The sequence below is a fragment of the Nitrosopumilus sp. K4 genome, assembly GCF_018128925.1.
Lineage (GTDB): Archaea > Thermoproteota > Nitrososphaeria > Nitrososphaerales > Nitrosopumilaceae > HKST03.
In genome coordinates this window covers 442,224-463,736 of the sequence record NZ_CP067007.1, presented here as the reverse complement: position 1 = coordinate 463,736, position 21,513 = coordinate 442,224, and the positions used below count along the sequence as shown (strand labels likewise).

Annotated in this window: 28 protein-coding genes; 13 read left to right on the top strand and 15 right to left on the bottom strand. The window is 34.1% G+C overall.

Features of this window, described 5'->3' with window-relative positions; genetic code table 11:
• Positions 1–38 precede the first annotated feature (38 nt).
• Entirely contained in the window at positions 39–1,178 is a 1,140-nt protein-coding gene (locus tag NsoK4_RS02705) for a 3-hydroxyacyl-CoA dehydrogenase (protein ID WP_211688844.1), read from the top strand.
• Here NsoK4_RS02705 and NsoK4_RS02700 read toward each other — a convergent pair.
• Complete coding sequence (locus NsoK4_RS02700) at positions 1,168–1,677, bottom strand: TIGR00725 family protein (RefSeq protein ID WP_211687870.1); 510 nt, start codon at positions 1,675–1,677, stop codon at positions 1,168–1,170. The genes NsoK4_RS02705 and NsoK4_RS02700 overlap by 11 nt on opposite strands.
• Positions 1,678–1,753: 76 nt before the next feature.
• On the opposite strand from NsoK4_RS02700, the gene NsoK4_RS10090 reads away from it, so the two are divergent.
• From NsoK4_RS10090 to NsoK4_RS10190, 3 genes are read left to right on the top strand one after another with little or no spacing between them, the layout of a single operon-like run.
• On the top strand, positions 1,754–1,876 hold the full coding sequence (locus tag NsoK4_RS10090) for a hypothetical protein (RefSeq protein ID WP_256438681.1): 123 nt from the start codon (positions 1,754–1,756) through the stop codon (positions 1,874–1,876).
• Between the two features lie 60 nt (positions 1,877–1,936).
• Positions 1,937–2,347: a hypothetical protein gene (locus NsoK4_RS02695; RefSeq protein ID WP_211687868.1), complete on the top strand. Its 411-nt coding sequence runs from the start codon at positions 1,937–1,939 to the stop codon at positions 2,345–2,347.
• On the top strand, positions 2,347–2,544 hold the full coding sequence (locus NsoK4_RS10190) for a C2H2-type zinc finger protein (RefSeq protein ID WP_211687866.1): 198 nt from the start codon (positions 2,347–2,349) through the stop codon (positions 2,542–2,544). Before NsoK4_RS02695 ends, NsoK4_RS10190 begins: the two co-directional genes overlap by 1 nt.
• A gap of 1 nt (position 2,545) precedes the next feature.
• Here NsoK4_RS10190 and NsoK4_RS02685 read toward each other — a convergent pair whose 3' ends face one another.
• The 3 genes from NsoK4_RS02685 to tuf are packed head-to-tail and all read right to left on the bottom strand — an operon-like array spanning position 2,546 to position 4,402.
• Positions 2,546–2,752 (bottom strand): RNA polymerase Rbp10, encoded by a 207-nt coding sequence (locus NsoK4_RS02685; protein ID WP_211687864.1) that lies wholly within the window; start codon positions 2,750–2,752, stop codon positions 2,546–2,548.
• A gap of 32 nt (positions 2,753–2,784) precedes the next feature.
• Positions 2,785–3,093: a 30S ribosomal protein S10 gene (rpsJ, locus tag NsoK4_RS02680; RefSeq protein WP_012215416.1), complete on the bottom strand. Its 309-nt coding sequence runs from the start codon at positions 3,091–3,093 to the stop codon at positions 2,785–2,787.
• A gap of 10 nt (positions 3,094–3,103) precedes the next feature.
• Positions 3,104–4,402 carry a translation elongation factor EF-1 subunit alpha gene (tuf, locus tag NsoK4_RS02675; protein WP_211687862.1) on the bottom strand — a complete coding sequence of 433 codons (1,299 nt, stop codon included), beginning with the start codon at positions 4,400–4,402 and terminating at the stop codon, positions 3,104–3,106.
• Between the two features lie 130 nt (positions 4,403–4,532).
• Here tuf and fbp point away from each other — a divergent pair, with 130 nt between their 5' ends.
• The 5 genes from fbp (at position 4,533) to endA (ending at position 9,274) form a co-directional block, all read left to right on the top strand.
• On the top strand, positions 4,533–5,669 hold the full coding sequence (fbp, locus tag NsoK4_RS02670) for a fructose-1,6-bisphosphate aldolase/phosphatase (RefSeq protein ID WP_211687860.1): 1,137 nt from the start codon (positions 4,533–4,535) through the stop codon (positions 5,667–5,669).
• A gap of 63 nt (positions 5,670–5,732) precedes the next feature.
• On the top strand, positions 5,733–6,143 hold the full coding sequence (locus tag NsoK4_RS02665; RefSeq protein WP_211687858.1) for a hypothetical protein: 411 nt from the start codon (positions 5,733–5,735) through the stop codon (positions 6,141–6,143).
• Between the two features lie 36 nt (positions 6,144–6,179).
• Entirely contained in the window at positions 6,180–7,946 is a 1,767-nt protein-coding gene (locus NsoK4_RS02660) for an ATP-dependent DNA ligase (RefSeq protein ID WP_211687856.1), read from the top strand.
• A 66-nt stretch (positions 7,947–8,012) separates the two neighbouring features.
• Positions 8,013–8,666, top strand: a complete 654-nt coding sequence (locus NsoK4_RS02655; RefSeq protein WP_211688842.1) for a DUF47 domain-containing protein — start codon at positions 8,013–8,015, stop codon at positions 8,664–8,666.
• Between the two features lie 71 nt (positions 8,667–8,737).
• Positions 8,738–9,274, top strand: a complete 537-nt coding sequence (endA, locus tag NsoK4_RS02650) for a tRNA-intron lyase (RefSeq protein WP_211687854.1) — start codon at positions 8,738–8,740, stop codon at positions 9,272–9,274.
• Here the strand turns inward: endA and NsoK4_RS02645 are convergent.
• Positions 9,271–9,648: a hypothetical protein gene (locus NsoK4_RS02645; protein WP_211687852.1), complete on the bottom strand. Its 378-nt coding sequence runs from the start codon at positions 9,646–9,648 to the stop codon at positions 9,271–9,273. The genes endA and NsoK4_RS02645 overlap by 4 nt on opposite strands.
• A gap of 2 nt (positions 9,649–9,650) precedes the next feature.
• A complete protein-coding gene (locus tag NsoK4_RS02640) occupies positions 9,651–9,887 on the bottom strand; it encodes a hypothetical protein (protein WP_211687850.1) in 237 nt (78 codons plus the stop codon).
• A gap of 96 nt (positions 9,888–9,983) precedes the next feature.
• Here NsoK4_RS02640 and NsoK4_RS02635 point away from each other — a divergent pair, with 96 nt between their 5' ends.
• Positions 9,984–11,753, top strand: a complete 1,770-nt coding sequence (locus tag NsoK4_RS02635; protein ID WP_211687847.1) for an SDR family NAD(P)-dependent oxidoreductase — start codon at positions 9,984–9,986, stop codon at positions 11,751–11,753.
• A 2-nt stretch (positions 11,754–11,755) separates the two neighbouring features.
• On the top strand, positions 11,756–12,208 hold the full coding sequence (locus tag NsoK4_RS02630; protein ID WP_211687845.1) for a hypothetical protein: 453 nt from the start codon (positions 11,756–11,758) through the stop codon (positions 12,206–12,208).
• A gap of 116 nt (positions 12,209–12,324) precedes the next feature.
• On the opposite strand, the gene NsoK4_RS02625 is transcribed toward NsoK4_RS02630, so the two are convergent.
• The gene (locus NsoK4_RS02625) at positions 12,325–12,750 is read right to left on the bottom strand and encodes a Mov34/MPN/PAD-1 family protein (protein WP_211688840.1); all 426 of its coding nucleotides are present in this window, start codon (positions 12,748–12,750) and stop codon (positions 12,325–12,327) included.
• A 191-nt stretch (positions 12,751–12,941) separates the two neighbouring features.
• Between NsoK4_RS02625 and NsoK4_RS02620 the strand changes: the two genes are divergently transcribed.
• A complete protein-coding gene (locus NsoK4_RS02620) occupies positions 12,942–14,774 on the top strand; it encodes a potassium transporter TrkG (RefSeq protein ID WP_211687843.1) in 1,833 nt (610 codons plus the stop codon).
• A gap of 137 nt (positions 14,775–14,911) precedes the next feature.
• Here NsoK4_RS02620 and NsoK4_RS02615 read toward each other — a convergent pair whose 3' ends face one another.
• The 8 genes from NsoK4_RS02615 to NsoK4_RS02585 form a co-directional block, all read right to left on the bottom strand.
• Complete coding sequence (locus NsoK4_RS02615) at positions 14,912–15,865, bottom strand: DUF5667 domain-containing protein (protein WP_249111119.1); 954 nt, start codon at positions 15,863–15,865, stop codon at positions 14,912–14,914.
• 149 nt (positions 15,866–16,014) lie between these two features.
• Positions 16,015–16,251: a hypothetical protein gene (locus tag NsoK4_RS02610; protein ID WP_211687840.1), complete on the bottom strand. Its 237-nt coding sequence runs from the start codon at positions 16,249–16,251 to the stop codon at positions 16,015–16,017.
• Positions 16,252–16,427: 176 nt separating this feature from the next.
• Positions 16,428–16,562, bottom strand: a complete 135-nt coding sequence (locus tag NsoK4_RS10085; RefSeq protein ID WP_256438680.1) for a hypothetical protein — start codon at positions 16,560–16,562, stop codon at positions 16,428–16,430.
• A gap of 416 nt (positions 16,563–16,978) precedes the next feature.
• Positions 16,979–18,700: a mechanosensitive ion channel family protein gene (locus NsoK4_RS02605; RefSeq protein WP_371816038.1), complete on the bottom strand. Its 1,722-nt coding sequence runs from the start codon at positions 18,698–18,700 to the stop codon at positions 16,979–16,981.
• A gap of 12 nt (positions 18,701–18,712) precedes the next feature.
• Positions 18,713–19,165: a PEFG-CTERM sorting domain-containing protein gene (locus tag NsoK4_RS02600; RefSeq protein ID WP_249111118.1), complete on the bottom strand. Its 453-nt coding sequence runs from the start codon at positions 19,163–19,165 to the stop codon at positions 18,713–18,715.
• 348 nt (positions 19,166–19,513) lie between these two features.
• Positions 19,514–19,738 (bottom strand): hypothetical protein, encoded by a 225-nt coding sequence (locus tag NsoK4_RS02595; RefSeq protein ID WP_211687836.1) that lies wholly within the window; start codon positions 19,736–19,738, stop codon positions 19,514–19,516.
• Positions 19,739–19,846: 108 nt separating this feature from the next.
• Positions 19,847–20,146 (bottom strand): hypothetical protein, encoded by a 300-nt coding sequence (locus NsoK4_RS02590; protein WP_211687828.1) that lies wholly within the window; start codon positions 20,144–20,146, stop codon positions 19,847–19,849.
• 132 nt (positions 20,147–20,278) lie between these two features.
• Positions 20,279–20,542: a P-II family nitrogen regulator gene (locus NsoK4_RS02585; protein ID WP_249111209.1), complete on the bottom strand. Its 264-nt coding sequence runs from the start codon at positions 20,540–20,542 to the stop codon at positions 20,279–20,281.
• Between the two features lie 533 nt (positions 20,543–21,075).
• Here NsoK4_RS02585 and NsoK4_RS02580 point away from each other — a divergent pair.
• Positions 21,076–21,504, top strand: a complete 429-nt coding sequence (locus NsoK4_RS02580; RefSeq protein WP_211687834.1) for a hypothetical protein — start codon at positions 21,076–21,078, stop codon at positions 21,502–21,504.
• Positions 21,505–21,513 lie beyond the last annotated feature (9 nt).

The following is a 21,513-nucleotide window of genomic DNA, read 5'->3' as shown; positions in this document are numbered from 1 at the left end:
CAAATACATTATAAGGGATGTATCAATTTTCATTACCAATGGATTTGAAAAACATTACAGTTTTAGGCTCAGGAGTTATGGGGCATGGTATCGCCCAGGTTTCTGCAACTGCAGGATACAATGTAGTTCTTAGAGACATTGAACAAGGATTTTTAGACAAAGCAATGGAGAAAATCAGATGGAGTTTAGATAAACTAGTATCTAAAGAAAAAATTTCCGAAGAAGAAAGCAATACAATTTTTTCAAGAATTAAACCGGTTGTAGATTTGAAAGAAGCTGTTAAAGATGCACAGTTAGTGATCGAGGTAGTTCCGGAAATCATGGATTTAAAGAAAAAAGTTTATGCAGAATTAGACCAAGCAGCAGCACCAGAAGTAGTCTTTGCATCAAATACAAGTACACTTCCAATTACAGAAATTGCAAATACAACATCAAGACCTGAAAAAGTAATAGGAATTCACTTTTTCAATCCACCACAATTAATGAAGCTGGTAGAAGTCATTCCAGGCGAGAAAACATCACAAGAAATCACTGATTTAACACAAGAATATGTCAAGTCAGTAAAAAAAGAACCAGTATTATGCAGAAAAGATGTTCCAGGATTCATCGTAAATAGATTATTCATCCCAATGGTACATGAAGCATGTTACATGATGGACAGGTATGGATATTCAATGACAGAGATTGATTCAGCAGTAAAATTCAAGCTTGGATTTCCAATGGGCATATTTGAGTTAGCCGATTTTACAGGAATGGATGTCATCCATAAAGCAACAACAGAGATGCATTTAAGAGATAAAAAAGTAATTAACCCACACCCAACAATTAAAAAAATGTTTGATGAAAAAAAACTGGGGCAAAAAGCAGGAGAAGGGTTTTACAAGTATTCTGATGACAAGTATGAACGTGTTCCATTATCAGAAGAATTAGCTGCAAAATGCGACCCAATTGATCTAGTTGCAAATATTCTAAACAATGCAGCATGGCTTGTATCTAACAAAGCAAGCGATATACAAGAACTAGAAAAAGCTGCAAGATTGGGATTAGGTTTGAAAAAACCAATGTTTGAAACAGCAAAAGAGTTAGGAATCAAAAACGTGGTAGAGAAATTAAACAAACTGGCAGATCAAAATGGTGAATTTTACAGACCAGATCCATTACTAGTGTCTATGCAGTAATTATCTCCAAAATTTTCCGAACAGCATCTTTGGGTGAATCCACCCCAATAATTTTCACATTTTTTCTATGATCCACATAACCGTCAATGAATTTTTCTGCTGCCCCACCAGTACCCCTTATTGCAACCATTGGCTTTTTGTACATATACGCAGCACAAATTTCAGAAAGAGTTCCAGAGCCTCCACCAACAATTATTATTCCATCAGCAGATAAAGCATTTAGAAAGTCTCTAGTCAATCCCATCCCGCTTGGAATTACAACATCACAAAACTCATTTGCAAAAGACGGATCGTCTTGAGGGATTATTCCTATTGCAAGTCCATTTGCATCATGGGCGCCATGAGATGCTGCCTTCATAACACCTCCAAGACCACCAGTCAACAATACACAATCAGCCTTTGCAATTTCAGATCCAATTTCATATGCAATTTGTGAATGTTCTTCAGTACAACCATTATCGTTATGCCCAATCACCAGAATTTGGAGTTTTTTTGCCAATATTCCAAATAACAATATTGGTATCAAATATCTTTCCAAGAGTAAAGGATATTAAATAAAAAAACAAGTAATGAGTATGGAAAAACGTTCAATGCCAGTATGTTTTACTGAAAAACAATACAAAATGATCGAAGAATTTGCCAAGAGAAATGGCATGCTCAATGCAAGCCAGGCCCTTGAGAAAATCCTAAGAGCATAAACGCTTTTTTGCTTTTTATTTTATTTACATTTATAGAATAAGCCAATCTTTTAGGATCAAATGGGATTATTTAGTAGAAAACCATCATTTTGCACTATTTGTAATAAACAACTCACACATAAACACAAACCAAAAAGAGAATGGAATGTCAAAGGACCACTATGTGGTGATTGTCATTTTGAGAAATCTAAAGAATACTATGAGGGCAAAGTAAGACAACCCTGTATAGAATGCGGTACAACAAAGAAGATCACAGATTTGTGGGAGCCAAGATGGCAATGGGATATGGAAGGACTCCTATGCAAAGAATGCTTTGATAGGAAAGAGGAAGGATTTGCAAAAAAGAAGAATTATTGTTCGCTATGTGGAGCAAAAATGGGTTTGATCAGATACAATCCAAAATCAAAATGGAAGATAGAAGGACAACTTTGCAGAAAATGTTGGGATGAGAAAAAGGCAGAGTTTGGCTAATGGGATTATTTAGAAAACACCTGTGTGACATATGCAAAAAAAAATTTTCAAAAGCAGAAGAATTAATGAATCATCAACAAATAATTCATGGTAAGGATTCACAGTATGATTGCAAGAAATGCAATAAATTTTTTTCAAACATGGAAGACATGAGAACACATTTGCAAAAAGAGCACAGTTACAAAAAAGACAGATAGACTAAATTGCTTTAATTGATTTTGCTACAGGAGGTCTAACTTTAGTGAATACTCTAAAACCACAGATACATTTGATCTCTGGAAGTCGAGATAATTCAGTGTTTGAAACCATAGTTCCACACCTAAGACAAGAATAATTTACATCAAATGTCTCAGTAGTCTCTTCCATTGTTGTTTCTTCAAAGGTATCTTCAGACATGTTTATCATCAAAAGTTTCGGTTATTTTAAGGATACACCGATTATGTCAATGACAACTCAATATAGACATCATCAGGTATTTTAAGTCTCATCAATTGTCTAATCGCTTTGTCATCGGCATTAATGTTAATTATTCTTCGATGCATCTTCATTTCCCATTTCTCATATGTTTCAGTACCATTACCACAAGGAGACTTTCTAGTTGCCACATGTAGTCTTTTAACAGGAAGTGGGGTTGGGCCTTTTACTTTGACACCAGTTTTTTTACCAATACCCATGATTTCGCCGCAAACACCATCTAATTTTGGAAGACTGGTTGAAGTGAGTTTTACACGGGCAGTTTGAGTCATCTAACTCAACCTATGGTTTGTATTCTTCAGTAATTTCCTTGACAATTCCTGCTGCAATGGTTGCACCCATGTCTCTGAGTGCAAATCTGCCCATTTCAGGGAAATCTTGGAAAGTTTCGATACAAGTTGGTCTCACCGGTCTAACTTTGACAATTGCAGAGTCACCGACTTTGAGGAATTTTGGATTTTCCTCAACGACTGCACCAGTAGCTGGATTAATTTTCTGAAGGAATTCAGTTACTGTTGCTGCAACTTGTGCAGTGTGTGCGTGCATTACTGGAGTGTATCCAGGTGCAATTGCAGTTGGATGGTGAATAACTATAATTTGGGCTTTGAACTCTTTTGCGACCTTTGGTGGATTGTCTGGAGAACCAAGAACATCACCTCTCTTGATATCTTTCTTTTCAACACCTCTTAGGTTAAAACCAATGTTATCGCCTGCTTCTGCTTTAGGCATTTCTGTATGGTGAGTTTCAATTGATTTGATTTCACCTGGAGCACCTGAAGGCATGACAACAATTTTGTCTCCTGGTTTCATTACACCGGTTTCTACTCTACCTACAGGTACAGTACCTACACCAGTGATAGTGTAAACGTCTTGGATAGGAACACGTAGTGGTTTACCAATTGGTTTTTCGGCTACCGTAAAGTCATCAAATGCTTCAAGTAAGGTCTTGCCATTGTACCAAGGCATATTCTCAGATTTCTTTACCAAGTTATCGCCTTTCCATCCAGAAACTGGAATGAAAGGTACATTTTCTAGTTTGTAACCTACTGACTTTACTAATTTTTCACCTTTCTCTTTGGCTACTTTGAATGCTTCTTCAGAATAGTTGCTATCATCCATTTTGTTGATTGCAACGATTAGTTGGTTTACACCGAGTGTTTTAAGCAAGAATGCGTGTTCTCTTGCCTGACCACCAGCAGCAATTGCTGTATCGGTTTCACCTTCTTTAGCTGAAAGGACTAAGACAGCTGCATCTGCTTCAGAAGCACCAGTAATCATGTTTTTGATAAAGTCTCTGTGACCAGGAGCATCAATCAAAGTAAAGAAGTACTTTGGAGTCTCAAACTTTTGGAAAGCAAGATCGATTGTGATACCTCTCTCTCTTTCGTCTTTAATATTATCCATAACCCATGCATACTTGAAAGTATCACCTTTTCCGGTCTTCTCGGATTCGGCTGCATGGGATGCAATTGTTCTTTCATCTACAACACCGAGATCCATCAAGAAATGACCCATAGTTGTTGATTTTCCATTATCAATATGACCTGTAACAATCAGGTTCAAGTGTGGTTTATCTGCCATATCCAATCAGCATTCGAAGGGATTTATTACTGTTATGAATTTTTTAAAAAAAATCAATTTTTTTTCAAGATTTTTTAGATCAAGGAATTTTGGAAATTACACATAAATCAAAGGGCAATTGAGTGAAATTATGAAAATTACAGTTTCTGTCATCAAAGCCGATGTAGGCGGAGTTGGAGGACATACAAAACCAAGTGAGGGATTAATTGACGCAGTTAGAAAAACCATCGAAGGTGCAGGAGATTTACTTATTGATCATTATATCGGATATTGTGGAGACGATGTCCACATAGTAATGTCACATACTCACGGGGTAGACAATCAACAAATTCACAAATTAGCATGGGATGCATTCATGGCAGGGACCCAAGTTGCAAGAGAAGAGGGATTGTACGGTGCAGGACAAGACTTGCTAAAAGATTCTTTTTCAGGAAACGTCAAAGGCATGGGTCCCGGTGTTGCAGAAATGGAATTTGAAGAAAGACCAAATGAAGCATTTACAGTGTTTGCAGCTGATAAAACAGAACCAGGAGCATTCAACTATCCAATTTACAGAATGTTTGTAGATGCATTAAGTAATACAGGATTAATAGTCAACAAAAATCTTGCAGGCGGAGTTAAAATTAACATCATGGATGTCGAAGAAGCAAAAATTGCAGAATTAGAATTATGGCAAGACAAACCAACAATAGAAGCTGCATTAATGTATCCTGGAAGGTATGTAGTAGACTCAGTCACAACAAAAGACGGAGAACCAATCCTTGCAGCATCTACAGACAGATTGCACAACATTGCGGGAACATATGTTGGAAAAGATGATCCAATTTGTGTTGTAAGAACACAAAAGAAATTCCCTGCAACTGAAGAAGTAGGAAGTGTGTTTAACAACCCACATTTCGTTGCAGGAAACACAAGAGGTAGTCACAACATGCCACTAATGCCTGTAAAGTTAAACTCTGCAGCAACAATCAACTTTTGCATTCCTATTGTAGAAGCACTTGTCTTTAGCATGCACAATGGAAAATTTACTGGACCATTTGATGGATTTTCAACGCCAGACTGGGATCTCATTAGAGAAATTGCAACAAAGAAAGCAATGTCAATTAGAAGCCAAGGCTTCATCCATCCAGCAACACTGGTTCCCTCAGAACTAGAGTATGCAGAAGGGTACAGAGCAAGAATGGACATATTGGAGAGCAAAATGAAGTCAATGGAAGGAAACACACCCAGTGGCGAAAAGAAAGAAAACTACGAAGACCCAGACTAGAAATTCCATCTCAGATAAGATGAGAAATAGTTAAAAGAAAACAAAAAGTAATTACATTATCTGATGGAATTTATCTCTAAAATTTTTGATTGGAAAACATACATTTTCACAGCAATAGCAGTAATCTCATTTTCTAATTTCATGGCGGTACTTTTTGGTCAAACCATCCCAAGCATATTTTTGACATTTTTCAAAATAGCAGGAGAATATGTTATTTTAGGAGCAGTCTTTATTTTTGCATTAGCTTGGTTGCTTAAGGCAAAACCACATAATCGCCCAAAAAACTACTCAGTAGTAGTTTTTGACGTGTTTGGAAAAAAGAGCAAGATAGAAGGAATCAGAACAGAATTCAAAACACATGATGTAGCTTGGAGTTTTATGAAACAATACAAAAAATTGTATCCACTTTATAATTTCGCATTGGTTTCAGACATTCCAAAATCAGACAAGCCAACTATTTTCAAGTATATCTAGATTCAAACTTTTATTTCGGATCATAAGAGTTAGAGAGTGGAATTTGCCATACTAGCTGATGCATTTCGTAAGATGGAATCAACTAGAAAAAGACTTGAACTAACACAATACCTAGTAGAATTATTTGAAAAGACACCTCAAGAAGTAATTTCAAAAATCGTATATTTGCTTCAAGGAAAACTTAGACCAGATTTTGAAGGAATAGAACTCGGAGTAGCAGAAAAGCTTGCCATTAGAGCAATTTCAAAATCATCAGGCATACCCATAAAAAAAATTGAAACAGAATATAGAAAGAGTGGAGATTTGGGAAGTGCATCTACCGTAATTTTAGAACAAAAAACACAGACAACTTTTCTCATGGAAGACATCACAGTAGAAAGAGTTTATGAAACATTATTCAAAATTGCAAAGTTAGAAGGATCTCGTTCACAAGACATGAAAATGAAATATATTTCAAGTCTTCTAAATGATGCAACACCAATTGAGGCAAGTTTTATTCTAAAAATTTTACTCGGTACATTAAGACTTGGCGTAGCAGAAAATACAATGATGGATGCACTTGCAATTGCATTTACAAGCAATAAAGAAAATAGAAAACAGTTAGAGCACTCTTACAATGTATCAAGCGATCTAGGTAAGGTTGCAGAAGTAGTAGCAAGTAAAGGATTAGAAGGGATTGAAAAATTTGAGATTAATTTATTCAATCCAATTCGCCCTATGCTGGCAGATAGAGTGAAGAGTGAAGATGAAGCAATAGAAAAAATGGGTAACAAGTTTGCAGCAGAATACAAACTAGATGGAGAAAGAGTACAATTACATATTGAAGGAGAAAGAGTAATTTTATTTTCAAGAAGTTTAGAAAACATTACAAGTTATTACCCAGACATTGTAGAAAAAATACCAAAATCAATTCAAGCAGAAAAGGTCATTTTAGAAGCAGAGGCAGTTGCAATTAATGAAAATTCTGGAGAATTTTTACCATTTCAAGAATTGATGCATAGACGAAGAAAGTACAAAATAGAAAAAGCAGTATTACAATATCCAATAAGCGTAAACTTTTTTGATATACTATACCACAATGGCAAAAGTTGCCTAGAATTAGAATATCAAGAAAGAAGAAAATTGCTAGAAAAAATTGTCAAAGAAGATGAATTTGCTAAAAATATACCCATGACAATTGTTACAAATGAAAACGAAATTGAAGAATTTTTAGAAAACAGCATCAACGCAGGATGTGAAGGACTAATGCTAAAGATGCTAGATAAGCCATATCAAGCAGGGTCAAGGGGCAGTCATTGGTTAAAGCTCAAAAGAGAATACAGAAATGAATTAGGAGATAGTTTAGATCTCGTTGTAATTGGTGCATTTTTTGGAAAAGGTAGAAGAACTGGAAGATATGGTACATTATTGTTAGCAAGTTATGATGACGACCAAGACATGTTTACAAGCATATGTAAAGTTGGTACAGGTTTTACTGATGAAGATTTAGATCAACTTTATCAAATTTTATCAGACAAAGTAACGATAAAGAAAAATCCAAGAATAGATAGCGAAATGGAAGCTGATGTTTGGTTTGAACCAGAATTAGTTGTAGAGGTTGTAGCTTCAGAAATTACACTCAGTCCAATTCACAAAGCAGCAAGAGATCAAATTAGGAAAAATACAGGGCTTGCATTAAGATTCCCAAAGTTTACGGGTAAGATCAGAGTAGAGAAAGCAGCAGAAGATGCATCAACAAATGAAGAAGTCATGACATTATACAAAGGGCAAAAAAAAGTTGCACATGACAAAAATTTGATGTAATTATGCTCAAAATTTCATAAAAGTCATAGAGGATTTAAATTACCTCTGAATGTTTTGAAACTTGAAATGTATAGCGGAGAGCTTGAAGTTCAAGCAAAAAGAAAGGCTATAGCAGTTTTACAAGACGAAATCAACAGAATTCTAAATGCATCAAGAGAACTTGCAACATTACCAGATCTCATGATGAAAAAAGACAAAACAGGAATCAAAAATGCATTAGAACAAATTTCAACCATAGAAGAAGAAGTAGAGAATCTCAGGAGAAAGATTACAAGAGAAGTAGCTGATGTAGGCGGACTCATCATGAACAGAGAAAACTTACTAAACACAGCATACACTATGGATGAGATTGCAGGTTACATTACTGGAATATCATTCAAATTGGCCAATGTAAAACACACAACACTAAAAAATGCAAAACTTGATCAAGACATAACAAAATTGATTGAATTAGTAGTAGACCAGGTTTACAAACTAAATGAAATCATTCGCAGTCTAAACACAAACACTGCAAGTGCAATTGAATTGGCACAAGAAACACAGACTATTGAAAGAGAAATAGACACAAAATACAGACAAGCAACATTGAAGCTACTAAGTGAAGTTACAAATACAAAAGAATTATTGTTGATGAAAGACGTAATTGAAGGAATAGAAGAAATGGCAGACAAATGTCAGAGAGTATCAGATTCATTCATCCTGTTAGCATTAAGCCTATAGAACCCACCCAACATTTTTACTTTTAATTTTTAAAGTACAGAATTCATATACGAATTACAAAGATGAAAATTATGAAAAGTGAATTAATTGAAAATAGAATTATTGTTTGGAATATCAAAGACTCTCGTGAACTTTTTAGTCAAGGTTATTATGGCAAACCAATCGGAATACCGAAACCAAAACCAGAAGAAATTGATGTACCATTAATTTTAGATCTCATTGAAGGATTGTATCTTTTAGAAAACAAAAAAATTTCAATTTATCAATCAAAAAATAAAGTTTCAGTTGAAGACATGATTGAGATTTGTAAAAAAGAATATCATGATTTTGATAAAAAATATCTCGTATACAAGAATTTTAGAGACAAAGGATACATCATAAACCCAGGCATAAAATTCGGTTGTGATTTTGCAGTTTATGAAAGAGGGCCAGGGATTGATCATGCACCTTATTTGATTCAAGTATACAACAGAAATGATCCAATCACATCGACAGGAGTAGTATTAGCAGGGAGATTAGCAACAACTGTGAGAAAACAATTCATTTTAGCAATTCCAAAAGGAAAAGACAAAGTAGATTTTTTAGCACTTGATTGGTGGAAGGCCTAGACGTGTTTTATGTGACCTGCAATGCGGTCATAAATTTCAAACAATTCTTTTGTTATACCAAAGGATAGATGATTTTTCCATTTGTTTCTAATTCTAATTGCACCATCAGTAGGTTCTACAAAGATGGTAGCATCATGTACAGATTGTTTTGCAATCATTTCATTGAGTTCAGAGTCTTGATTTAACAAAGTTGCAAGACTGCCACTTCCATCCCATTCAACTTTGACTACAGTTTTTGCACCAAAATGTCCCTGAGTTGTAAGTTTAGTCCGGGCAACATAATTTGCAAACCCTTTACCAGCTTCTTTTCTTACTATAAAATGGGCCTGATATCTGTCAAGTGCGCCCCAAGGCAAAGGTGTAGGATCTTGCATTGTTATCCCTTCTGAATAATTTGAATTACGTCAATATTAGAATTTTTCACATCGAGTGTGCCTCTATTTGTAATCATCCTAGCTGTATGAGCAAAATACCTACTGTAATAATCACCATTTTCAACTTGATCAGTGCCAATATCTTTTGGGCTAGATTCTATACCGATCTCTTTTAACATATCACTAAATTTTTCAGGCCATGATTGTAAAACAAATGTATCTGGCTCAGTATCATGCATCAAAAAACATGAATCATACCCACAAATAAAGATATCAAGAATTACCGAAACCAGATCAATCCAATTAAATATTACAAAAGGTTTGACTGTTTATCTATGCTAAAATTCCAAGATAAAGTTGCCCTAGTAACAGGTAGTGGAACAGGTATTGGAAAAGCAATTGCTACAAAATTTGTGGAAAACGGAGCAAGTGTAATAATCCTTGGAAGACGAAAGGAACCATTAGAAGAAGCAGCAAAAGAACTTGAAGGAAAAATTCCTCAAGGAGTAAATTCATCAATTAGAATTTTTGCAGGAGTTGATGTTGCTGATGAATCTGCAATGACCAAAATGTTTGATGAGTTAAAAAATGACAATGTCACAGTCGATTATGTAATTAATAACGCAGGAGTTTCAGGTCCTGTTACTTGTTTTGCAAATGCACCCTTAGATGATTTTAAAAGTACAGTAGGAATTCACTTAACAGGGACATTCTGGGGTTCAGTACAAGCATTAAGAGTAATGAAAGAAGGTGGAAAAATTATTACAATTTCTACATTTTTTACAGAAGAAAGACCACTAGAGCAAAGACCTTACAGATTTAGAAGCCCATACACCGCATCACAAGGTGCAAAAAACAGATTGGCAGAATTGATGTCATGGGAATTAACAGATAAAGGAATCATATCTATTGCAACAAATCCAGGGCCAGTTCATTCAGACAGAATTTACAAGACAGTATATCCAAAAGCAGCTGCAGAATTTATGAGGGTTAGTGGATTTGAAGAATTAACTCCAGAAGAAGTAGATGCTGCAAACAAAGAATTGTTGTCATTATTAGGAGAAGAGGACAATGTTGTAAAAGAAGGAATTGCATCTGCTGCACAAAAATTAGCAAATGGAAAAGATATCCAAAAAATCACAGAGACATTTGCCAATTTATTAAATAAAATTCAAAGTATTGCAGAAAAAGTTCAAACCAACACATCACACATGATTGCCAATAAAGAATTCTTAGCGCAAAGTCAAGTGGCAGAATCAGTGTTGAATCTATGTGATGATGAAATTGCTAAAATTTTAAATGGAAAAGTTATTCCAGGAGACAGAGTATTCTATCCAGTAAAACCACATATCGGAACCACGACTCCAGGAGTTCATCAACCAGACTTTACAGGACGGGCAGTTGTATTTACTGTTGATGCAACTGACAAGACAGATGCAGAAAGAGTAGAATATCTAGCTCAGCATGTAGAAAAAAACGGTGGTAAAGTTGCATGTTTTATCTCTGAATCAACACCGCAGGAATTACAGGAATACATTAGTGGAAAATTCCACTCTCACATAATAAACATCAAAAATCCCGAAGAAGTTTCCAGATGGCTAAACACAGCAAATACGAACTTGGGAAAGATTTTAGGCGTAATTCATGTAACAGGAAAGATTCCCGAAGTACCAAAATTAACTGAATTATCCAGAGCAGAATGGGATGAGTTAATTGAAAAATTCATTACAACCCCAGCCACTGTAGCTCAAGGAGTACTAGAACAATTTGTCCCAGGAGGAAGAAAAGACCCCAGACTATACAAAGATACACAAGGAGCAATGATGATCATCGGTCCGGATTTGCCATCGGGAAGAAAAGTAACAGGAACACAAAGGGCACAAGTTGAGGTGTTCAGAGGAGCATTAAGACCATTTACCACAACAGTGAACCAAGAATTAAGCGATGTATTAAAATCAAATATCAGAATATTTTCCATATTCCCAGGTTCAGTCTCAGGAACTGAATCAAGTAATGAAAGAATTGCACAGGCATTTAATTTCCTTGTATCTGAAAACGCAGCCTCGTCAGCTCAAGTAACATTTTGTGTTGATGAGTTAAGATAAGAATGAAAAAATTTTCTGAGTTAAGAGTAGGTGACGCATTTTATTCGACATGCAGCATATCAGATAAAGAATTAGATGAATACCTAAGTTTTTCGAGAATCAAAAATGCATTTTTAGAAGACATGCAAAAAGGCAAACAAAAAATTGTTTCTGGAAGAGCAATACTAGCACGAATGGAGGGTGAATTTACAAGAATAAGTCAGATCTATGGAAATCACATAATATTCATAGGAACAGATGGAGACGCAGGATGGGAAAATAGAAACACACGTTTTCTAAAACCACTATACACTGATGAAGTATTGAAATTAAAATTCACAGTATCTGCAAAGGACGATATTGATGATGATTTTGGAAAGATTGCAATAGATTATGAAGGCTCAACACAAGATGGCAAAACAATAGTTATTTCAAAAAGGAACCTATACAGAATTAAAAAAGAACCTCCAAGATAATTTGTAAATTCACACATGGACAGATATTCAGTCATGTCATGCACAATTTCAAAATTAGTGAAAAAATAATTCAAATTTTATTTTTGATAAATTTTTGTCATCATTACAATATCAGATTACACAATATCTAATTGGACAGAGTGGCCATCACTATCCCATGCAAAGATATCTCCATCACTATAAGGAAACCTTACAATCAAAGAGATTAGTTGAAAAAAGTTGTTCAAGTCAGTTACAGAAGGTTTTGCTGAACCACTGGGATGAGAGTGTACAGTCCCAACATAACTTAAATCGCCAGGAAGCATGTTATGTGGAAATCCAGAGGAATGACAAGAACTAAAAGAAAAAGGAGGAATAACTAGCCCATCAATAAACACATTGCCTTTCTTTGACTTTCCTCGTAAAATCAGGATTCCCTCATTTGGATGGGCCATACAACAATATGACAAAATACTATCTGCAACTTCTTTTTTCAATTTCACGTCTCTTTTGTTTTTTACAATAGAAACAGCATGATCCGATTTCTTTGTTTTAAAAAACATATTCTTTAAGCCATCTTTGTTTGTTTGATGAAGGCAATAATCTTCGATTAACATAGTTAACTAATCTTTATTACATTACACAACATTTGAATTATAATTTAAAATACAAAGTTTCCACGTTACAACAAGTGTTTATCATATTGAACCTTGTTACACAATACTAAATAACAGCCCAAAAAAGGTCAAGACAAATGGCATATTCTGAATCAGCTCCAGACGTTCTAAAATACAAGGTTTCCCAATACATGAAAAGAACAATCACCATTATGCATGAATCATCATTCATACCATCAGCTTGTGCTCAAATGCAAAAACATCGTACTGATGAGATTATTGTAATAAATGCAACAGGAGAACCAGTAGGAATTGTTACAGATGAAGATATTTTAAAAAAAATAGGAGAACAACATGCACGTTCTTCAAGGACAAGACTTGAGGACATCATGTCATTTCCTCTAGCATCAATACCTCACAACTCTTCATTAGAAGAGGCATTAGAGAGAATGAGAAAGAACAAAATTCGAAAGCTTGCAGTGTTATCAGAATCAAACAGAGTAATCGGCATCATATTTCAACACACTATTGTGGAATTAATCCACGGGTCCATAGCAAGAAACAAGAAACCAGCATCGTCTGTAAAATCAATTCTGTGGAATTTAGGTTCAGTCACCCAATTTGCAGGATTGCTCATGCTGATTCCAGCACTTGTATCAACTTTCATGTTTGAGGTTCAGGTAGCGTCAGGCATATTTATGATGGCAACAACACTTCTAGCATTAGGATTTTCATTAAACTCGTATGGTGAAAAACATCCACTAGGTATACAAGGAATGACCATACTTGTATTTTCTAGTTTTGTAATACTGGTTGTTGTCGGAACAATTCCATACATGTACATCTCACCATATGGAGATATTGGCTTCATAGAAGAATTTTCAAATAGTCTTTTTTCAAGTTCGGCAGCATTCACTACTGCTGGAATTTCATTATTTGCTACACCTGAGACATTACCGCAGAGCTTTACATTCTTTCGTGGGTTTACACAGTTTGTGGGTGGACTGAGTTTTATTTACCTCATAATGACTGCGTTTTATCCTGAAGGCAAATTGCATAATATGAAAGGTCTAATATCAGGAGCAACACCAAATCTACGAGAATTATTTGCAACAATTACAATAGTTTTCTCCATTTACACAGTAATGATTGCAACGATGTTTTGGATATTTGGTTCTGAAGATATGCTGGATAATTTTTCGCTTGCGTTTAGTACTCTTTCTACCGGAGGGTTTTTGCCAGATTCTAACATGTTCTCAGAAATTGGATTAGGGGGAGAGATAGTATTGATTGTCGGCATGATACTCGGAACCTTACCGTTTGGATTTCATTATGGATTAGTAAGAACAAAATTTCTATCAGTGAAATTGGGAAGAGAAGTTACTACATACTTGCTAATGCTATCAGGTGCAATAATCTTGTTTTCTGTGTTGTATGGAGCTGATTCAATGAGTAATGCAATAACTATTGTTGCAACCAGCACCACTGCAGGATTTCAAGTAGTAGATATGAGTATGTTGGATGCCACTCCCAAAATAATCCTAACAATATTGATGATTATTGGAGGATGTGGGTTTTCTACTGCAGGAGGAATCAAGATATTTCGTATACTGAATTTATACGATCTGAGAAAACTACTCAGTTCAAGTGGATGGAAAAAAGGATTTGTGGATGACAAAAATGAGCTTGCTACAACCCTTCTGATATTTGCATTGTTTCCAACACTTCCTCTTGTTGGTGCCTTGTACCTATCAAGTGAAGGTTATGATTTCTACGATTCATATTTTGAAACAATTGGAGCAATAACTACCGCAGGTCTTGGTTCTGGAATATTAGGAATAGATCTTGATCCTATTGGAAAAGTAATCGCGAGTTTTCTGATGATACTTGGAAGGTTAGAGATAATTCTTGTCATATTCATGTTTATTCCAAAATTGATAAGACAAAAGCAGAGTAAGCTAAGAAAGTAAAGTACAGGAGAGCCGACTAGCAGTCAACCATTTTAGACACTAATTTAGCCCCATTTACATATGCAACATGTGAACTTGCTATGCTAGTTCCATTAATCGTGTTCACTTTACGCATATAGAACCAATCATTAATTAGATTAGGGTGTTTGATCTTCAGCTGTTTTTTTCATTTCTTCTGACTTTGCCATTACATCATCTTTGTACTCAGCATCGTGTTCTCTTGTTTCTGTAGAGTTGGATTTGTGATATTCAGCTGTTTTTTTCATTTCTTCTGACTTTGCCATTGCATCATCTTTGTACTCAGCATCGTGTTCTCTTGTTTCTGTAGAGTTGGATTTGTGATATTCAGCTGTTTTTTTCATTTCTTCTGACTTTGCCATTGCATCATCTTTGTACTCAGCATCGTGTTCTCTTGTTTCTGTAGAGTTGGATTTATGATATTCAGCTGTTTTTTTCATTTCTTCTGACTTTGCCATTGCATCATCTTTGTACTCAGCATCGTGTTCTCTTGTTTCTGTAGAGTTGGATTTGTGATATTCAGCTGTTTTTTTCATTTCTTCTGACTTTGCCATTGCATCAGCATAGTTTGAGAGTTCTTTCATTGCAATACCAATGTCTTTTTTAGAATTATCAATTATTACTTGGATTCTTAATTGTGCTTGTTCTGGAAGTGTATCTTTGAGATCAGTTAGAACTTCCACATGTTTGGATGATGCAGACACTATATCTTCAGTTAAAGATGCCTTGTCTGCAGCTTTTGATGCAGAGTCTGCAATTTTCTTTGCATCAGATACTTGTTTTTCATAGTCTTTTGTTAAATCGCCAACTAGTTCAGGCATTCCTTTTTGAACTACTGCATTTGCTTCACTTAGTCGAAGTTCTGCAAATTTCAGATGTTTTGCAACTTTATCGTTTTGATTAAATGTAAATGCCAAGTCTAACCCTTCAAATGCTTTTTTGAATCCATATACAAATGAGTCAGGAGTAGTTCCAGGTTCAGGTAAATCATCAATACTTTGAGCATAGACACTAGGAATTGTCAGTACCAATAATGAAGCAGTAAGTAATGTTACTATATTGTATTGATTCATACTAGTTTTAATTCAGAAAAATAGTAATTAAGAAACGCTGACATATTTGTTTATTTCACATACATGTTTGTTAGTGTAATCTACAAATTTTGGAATATTGTAGCTAGAGAGCTATTGACAATTATTATTTATAAAATAAAATTTTGCAATTAAGGAAAGGGGTTTTGTATTTTTATTTTAGATGTCTCGTTTGTAATACTTGAAGATAGTAATTCCACTCCAGATACAACATCTTCTCCATCTACCTGTGAGACATCCTCCTTTGCAGAAACAACATATTGATCGACTGCAGGCTCTGCAAGATCAAATATGTTAGTAAAAAGAAATACCGTTATTATTGCAACACTTGCAATACCAATTCCAATAAAATTTCTATTTTTACTCATCATCTAACCATTGTTTTAATAAAGTAAGCACATTTGAATAACGCTGACATAAATGTTGGTTCGATATACAAACATGACAACACAGTAGACATATTGGTAAGTGTTTTAATCTATCTTGAATTGAAAATAATCCTTGCTTTGATTCCTGTTGTAGTGTTGTTGGTAGAAAGTTTTAGTCAATATTCTTTAGCAGAATCTTCTTTCTTCAGATCTTCTTTTTTATTTTCAGTCAACACACAAGGATGATTGTTGTAATTTTCCATATCAGTGAAAATTTCATGACATGTCATACATTCAGTTGTTCTAGACATACAATATTAAAGTCACATTAGTATTTTAATCAAATTTACAATTAACTATCCAGCATTAACCATATGAAGAACAGCGTTGTTCTTTAGAACATCTAGTCATATCTGAAAAAACTAAACGTTATGCTTTGAAAATATTATCAGATGTTGAAAAATGCGGTTCTGCCACTGAAAAAATCCCATGGGACAATCTGCCGCATCATTATATTTAGCATCTATGCTGATGAGAGAGCATACCTCAGAGTAAATTCCAGAAGATTTCAGGCGTATCTACTATAACATTACGCAATAGAAAAAATACGATACAGAAAGTTCTCAATCTATAATTTGATCTATTAATCAAAGAGTAGTCAGAAAGTATTGGTCTAATTTGTTACATTGGTTTTTGATTAATTAATACGAAATAAAAAACATGGAAACTAAGAGTTTACCGATATATCATCTAGTCCATATTCGTCTAGAACTTTTTGTCTCTTATCATCTAGTTTAGATATTTCGTCTGATTCTTGTTTTTCATCACCGTTGTAAATTGTTCTTATTGGCCATGGAATTCGTATGTCATATTCTTTGAATTCTTCTTGAATCATTACACGTATTGCGCTTTGAACTCTGTATTTTGTTTGATAGTCTCTTACATACACCCAAATTTTAAAATCCAATGAAGAGTTGTTAAAATCTTCAAATCGAATCTTTGGTTGTTCAATGTCTTGTACCATTCCTTTATCACAACCACAACTTGGTTTATTGTCCTCTAGATAGGGACATCGTTTTTGTGTTACCAGGTGATTTTCTTTGTCATCAGTAATTTCACGCATTGCTCTGTATCCTACTTTACGTAAAATTGCAGTTACCTGTCTTGCATCATTAAGGTATGATACTCCAACTTCAACAGTTGCAGGCACAAATTTCAATCCATTTGAATAATTGATCACTTTGGTGGCGATTAGTTGACGAGTTGGGAATATTGCCATTGATTCATTTAACGCATGTCTGACATATGTAACTCTAGAAGTAATTTTGTGAATGTATCCATTGTATCCGTCTATTTCTACACGATCACCTTCAATGAAGATCTTGTCTTTTTTGATCATCACATATGCAAAGAAATTCTCCATTGTTTCTTTTAATGCAAACCCAATACCTACCCCAAGACCTGCAACTACAGTTCCTAAAACTAACAAATCAACGCCCCACCAGGACACTACACCAACCAAAATTACTGCAAATATAACAATCGGAATTACTTGATAAAGGGATTTAGGCAACCCTTCACGTCTTTTTGTTGCATATCCGGGTGGCTTTTCTCCAGCAATAACTTCATCAAAATCATTAAACCGTTTTTCTTCTCTCCAAGTATCAATTGGGAAAATTTCCTGTGGGCAAACACCCGGTTTTAAAATCATTCCCGAATCATTATTTTCACTAGTACACAAATTATAATAATTGTCATATTTTTTTCTCTCTGATTTTTTATATTCTTCAAAAGGTTTTGGAACCTTTGGTTTGTAGCTACCTATTGGCATACCTTTTGATGTCCTATACTGTTGTAATATTATCAATCCCTCATCAGTGGAAAGCAATGATTCAAATTTTTCTTTCACCATGTCTTTAGGAAAATTTTTTGGTGGGATCCAGTCATAAATTTCATTAAAGAAGTCTTTTTCATCATCTTCAAATCCATGTTTTTCTTTCCAGATGAGAAAATCATCATGTTCCATGGATGATTTTTCTTTTTTTGTTAAAATGATTGGTATGATTTGAGATATGGTATATCCAATTACTATGATGTTTAATGTAGTAAGAATTTTTGAAAATATCTCTGATGGATTTTCTGCATTATTTACGGATTCATTAAACAAGCCAGTTGAATAAATATAGAGATTAATAGATGAGATTAAGATTATGGCAAAAACAGGCAAAAGTACAGTTCTAAGAAATTTTGACGCATGTGGTCGTTTATAATGGAATTTCTTTGTTTTTATCATACTAGAGAATTTGCGATATACTGCAACTAGACTGACAATACCCACAATTAACACAATAAAGGCTGTTTGTAGTGCCTCAGAGAACATTAAAAGTTCAGTTAAAGATTGGAATTCGCCAACAGGAATCAAAGCAAGGATTATTTTCAATTCAAACACCATTCTTTTTCTTTAACTGGAAGTAAATGATTTGAACATCATTTTGTTTTTGGCACTAATTCCAATTATACTTACAATTGAAACAACTAGAATCATCATTGCAATTGTTCCAAATTCTGGTACAATTTCTGCCTCCATATCTTCATCAAATACACCATTAGACATGTCATTTGATACCATAAAGTATATCCGAGTTTTTTCTTCAAGATTTTCTTGGCTTGCTTCTACGGTATATTGGCCTTCATCGAATCTAGGAATAGGAGGAGTAATCAAATATTTGAATTTGCCATCACCATCAATTGCGACATTTGGTTGATAAACTACATTTCCTGACGGATCATAAATTACAAGTTTGATTGGATGAAATGATTGAATGTCACCATCTATGGTTCCCATAATGAGTAGTTTATCTGTTGGGCTAACAGTAGAATCATATGAAAAAAGTGAGATTTCTGCAAATGCCAATGTATGAACATTTGTAACAGAGAATACTACAAACAATACAGAAATGCATAAAATCTTTTGTATTGTATTTAGATTAAAAATATAATTAGAATTATTCAAGCAAGGAGTCCTGATGGACTCGGATATTACTGCCGTTAATTTGAACCAAATTCAAAAAAATCATTCAATATCTATACGTCTATCTTGCTATTAAGGAATACTTTTAGATTTTATACGTCATAAAGATTTACCAGTTAGATCAAGACTGCGACTAGTCATCCTCTCTCAATTAGTTTAGTTTTGGTTGATTCTGTTACACAAGCTGGAGAGCCATTCTGTATTCATGTATGTTTTTTAAAAAATAAAATATTAAGGAGAATAAGCTCCATCTTGTTTTGTAACCTGACCATAACCAGGATCTATGTTTTCAATATCTGTTTTGATGTCAGATATCAGATCCTCTGCATCCTGTCCAGTAACTGTGTTTTGATCAGACATCATATACATTCCAATACCCACTCCAGTAATTGCCATTACTGCTACGACCAAAATCATAATTTTATTAGGGGATTTTTTTTGTTCTGTGCTTGTCATAAAATTATTTTAGAAAATAAGATATTAACTGACGCTGACACAAACGTGATTTTCATTTACACATACAGCAACAAGGTATACAGATATGTCTGCAGTAATAATCAGATGTCAAATAATTTTTGAAATTATTTTTGCAAAGTCTTTTCCAGCGCTAGTAAGAGTAATGTTAATTTTATTGTCTTCAATGTTAGACTCGACAAGACCTTTTTTCTCCATCCATACAACATGCTTTGCAAGTCTCGCATAGTTTAGTTTGGTGTCAAGTGCCAGTTGTGTTTTTCCTTCGGCAGGATGTTCAGTCATAAATTTTACTATACGCATCAGTGTTTTCATACTAGGATCAAAGGTTGGCGCAATAGATTTGGTTTTTAGAATTTCTACTACTTTGGGTTTTACAGTTTTGCTCAATTATGGACTCGATCATACCACAAAATTACTATTTATAAGATATGCCTGAATATACAGGCATGCCAGTCTGCAATTTTAGAAATATTTACTTTTGGCAGTAAATGCAACCAGGCTCACAATTGAGATAATTTCTCAGAATCCAATAATATCAATTCCAATATTGCAAATTTTCCCAAATCTATCAATTTTGTAACTAAACACTAGTCCATCATCTTTTTTGCCAGTGTTTGCAGTTTTTTGTATTGTACTAATAATTTCACTTTTATCTTCATCAGCACACAAAAGTTCAATTTTTGATTTAGCTGTATAATTATTTGAATCAGAACTCGATTCCTTATCAGAATCACATATTGCAGTAATTTGAATTTGATATGCTGAAAAAATTGATGTGTCAATTAGAGAATTCTTAACACGATATAAAATCGAATTTTTTACTATTGCTTTAATTTTGTATATGATTTTTCAGAGACCCTTTTGCTGTAGATTCTTTTTTATGAATAATTCCAATGTGTTTCTCATACAAATCTTGTATTACTTCATTTTTACAATTAACATTATCCCTTTTTTGTAATCCTCCTACAACAAGATTACTCAAGTTAGTTTTTACTATGTAAAATCTAATTCCTGTAAAACTCAGAATGAATTTGCATATGGATTTCCAACAGTATATTTTTTTAAATATTAATTTTGACATCATATGGTATGTATGTTATTTGTATTAAACATGTGTAAAACATCCAAGTAAAAAAATATGATTGAAACTTAAGACCAAAACAGGAAATGTATTGGTGAAAGTATCAATCATCATAATAATAACAAATTAGTATTTAGAAAATGCTGACAATTTTGTATATCTTCCATACATAAACATCAGGTTTTCTTAAATTCCACTTTGCCATGTTTAAGTAGGATGTTGTACTAACAACAGTATGGAAACATACCAAACAATGTCTTGGCAAAAATTACAAGATGAATATTATAAAAATATGGAAAAATTTAATGATTCTATAAATTCCTTAGAAAAGTCTTCAAATGAAATTAAAAAAATATATTCACAAGTAATGGAAAAATCAAAAGATGATTCCACAAAAACTAGAAAAGACTTTGCAACCTTGTGGCTTGCACGTATTGATGTTGAAAACACCTCTTCATTTTCAGAAATAAAAGATGAATATGAGACATTTCTCAAAGGTCCTTTACCATCTGTATCTGATTATAAAAATTTCGAGGCAACATTAAATCATAAATTATGCCAAAAACCAATCAGTTTGTTAGATGCATATGCTGATTCTTTGAAAGGATTTTATGATGCTTGGAAAGAGACGTGGAAAAATAAAAAAATAGCAATATCTGAATAGAGTAAGGAT

Coding starts and splice junctions, on each gene's coding strand:
- NsoK4_RS02705 (WP_211688844.1), top strand. CDS start 39: ATGGATTTGAAAAACATTACAGTTTTAGGCTCAGGAGTTATGGGGCAT.
- NsoK4_RS10090 (WP_256438681.1), top strand. CDS start 1,754: ATGGAAAAACGTTCAATGCCAGTATGTTTTACTGAAAAACAATACAAA.
- NsoK4_RS02695 (WP_211687868.1), top strand. CDS start 1,937: ATGGGATTATTTAGTAGAAAACCATCATTTTGCACTATTTGTAATAAA.
- NsoK4_RS10190 (WP_211687866.1), top strand. CDS start 2,347: ATGGGATTATTTAGAAAACACCTGTGTGACATATGCAAAAAAAAATTT.
- NsoK4_RS02685 (WP_211687864.1), bottom strand. CDS start 2,752: ATGATAAACATGTCTGAAGATACCTTTGAAGAAACAACAATGGAAGAG.
- rpsJ (WP_012215416.1), bottom strand. CDS start 3,093: ATGACTCAAACTGCCCGTGTAAAACTCACTTCAACCAGTCTTCCAAAA.
- tuf (WP_211687862.1), bottom strand. CDS start 4,402: ATGGCAGATAAACCACACTTGAACCTGATTGTTACAGGTCATATTGAT.
- fbp (WP_211687860.1), top strand. CDS start 4,533: ATGAAAATTACAGTTTCTGTCATCAAAGCCGATGTAGGCGGAGTTGGA.
- NsoK4_RS02665 (WP_211687858.1), top strand. CDS start 5,733: ATGGAATTTATCTCTAAAATTTTTGATTGGAAAACATACATTTTCACA.
- NsoK4_RS02655 (WP_211688842.1), top strand. CDS start 8,013: ATGTATAGCGGAGAGCTTGAAGTTCAAGCAAAAAGAAAGGCTATAGCA.
- endA (WP_211687854.1), top strand. CDS start 8,738: ATGAAAAGTGAATTAATTGAAAATAGAATTATTGTTTGGAATATCAAA.
- NsoK4_RS02645 (WP_211687852.1), bottom strand. CDS start 9,648: ATGCAAGATCCTACACCTTTGCCTTGGGGCGCACTTGACAGATATCAG.
- NsoK4_RS02640 (WP_211687850.1), bottom strand. CDS start 9,887: ATGCATGATACTGAGCCAGATACATTTGTTTTACAATCATGGCCTGAA.
- NsoK4_RS02635 (WP_211687847.1), top strand. CDS start 9,984: ATGCTAAAATTCCAAGATAAAGTTGCCCTAGTAACAGGTAGTGGAACA.
- NsoK4_RS02630 (WP_211687845.1), top strand. CDS start 11,756: ATGAAAAAATTTTCTGAGTTAAGAGTAGGTGACGCATTTTATTCGACA.
- NsoK4_RS02625 (WP_211688840.1), bottom strand. CDS start 12,750: ATGTTTTTTAAAACAAAGAAATCGGATCATGCTGTTTCTATTGTAAAA.
- NsoK4_RS02620 (WP_211687843.1), top strand. CDS start 12,942: ATGGCATATTCTGAATCAGCTCCAGACGTTCTAAAATACAAGGTTTCC.
- NsoK4_RS02615 (WP_249111119.1), bottom strand. CDS start 15,865: ATGAATCAATACAATATAGTAACATTACTTACTGCTTCATTATTGGTA.
- NsoK4_RS02610 (WP_211687840.1), bottom strand. CDS start 16,251: ATGAGTAAAAATAGAAATTTTATTGGAATTGGTATTGCAAGTGTTGCA.
- NsoK4_RS10085 (WP_256438680.1), bottom strand. CDS start 16,562: ATGTCTAGAACAACTGAATGTATGACATGTCATGAAATTTTCACTGAT.
- NsoK4_RS02595 (WP_211687836.1), bottom strand. CDS start 19,738: ATGACAAGCACAGAACAAAAAAAATCCCCTAATAAAATTATGATTTTG.
- NsoK4_RS02580 (WP_211687834.1), top strand. CDS start 21,076: ATGGAAACATACCAAACAATGTCTTGGCAAAAATTACAAGATGAATAT.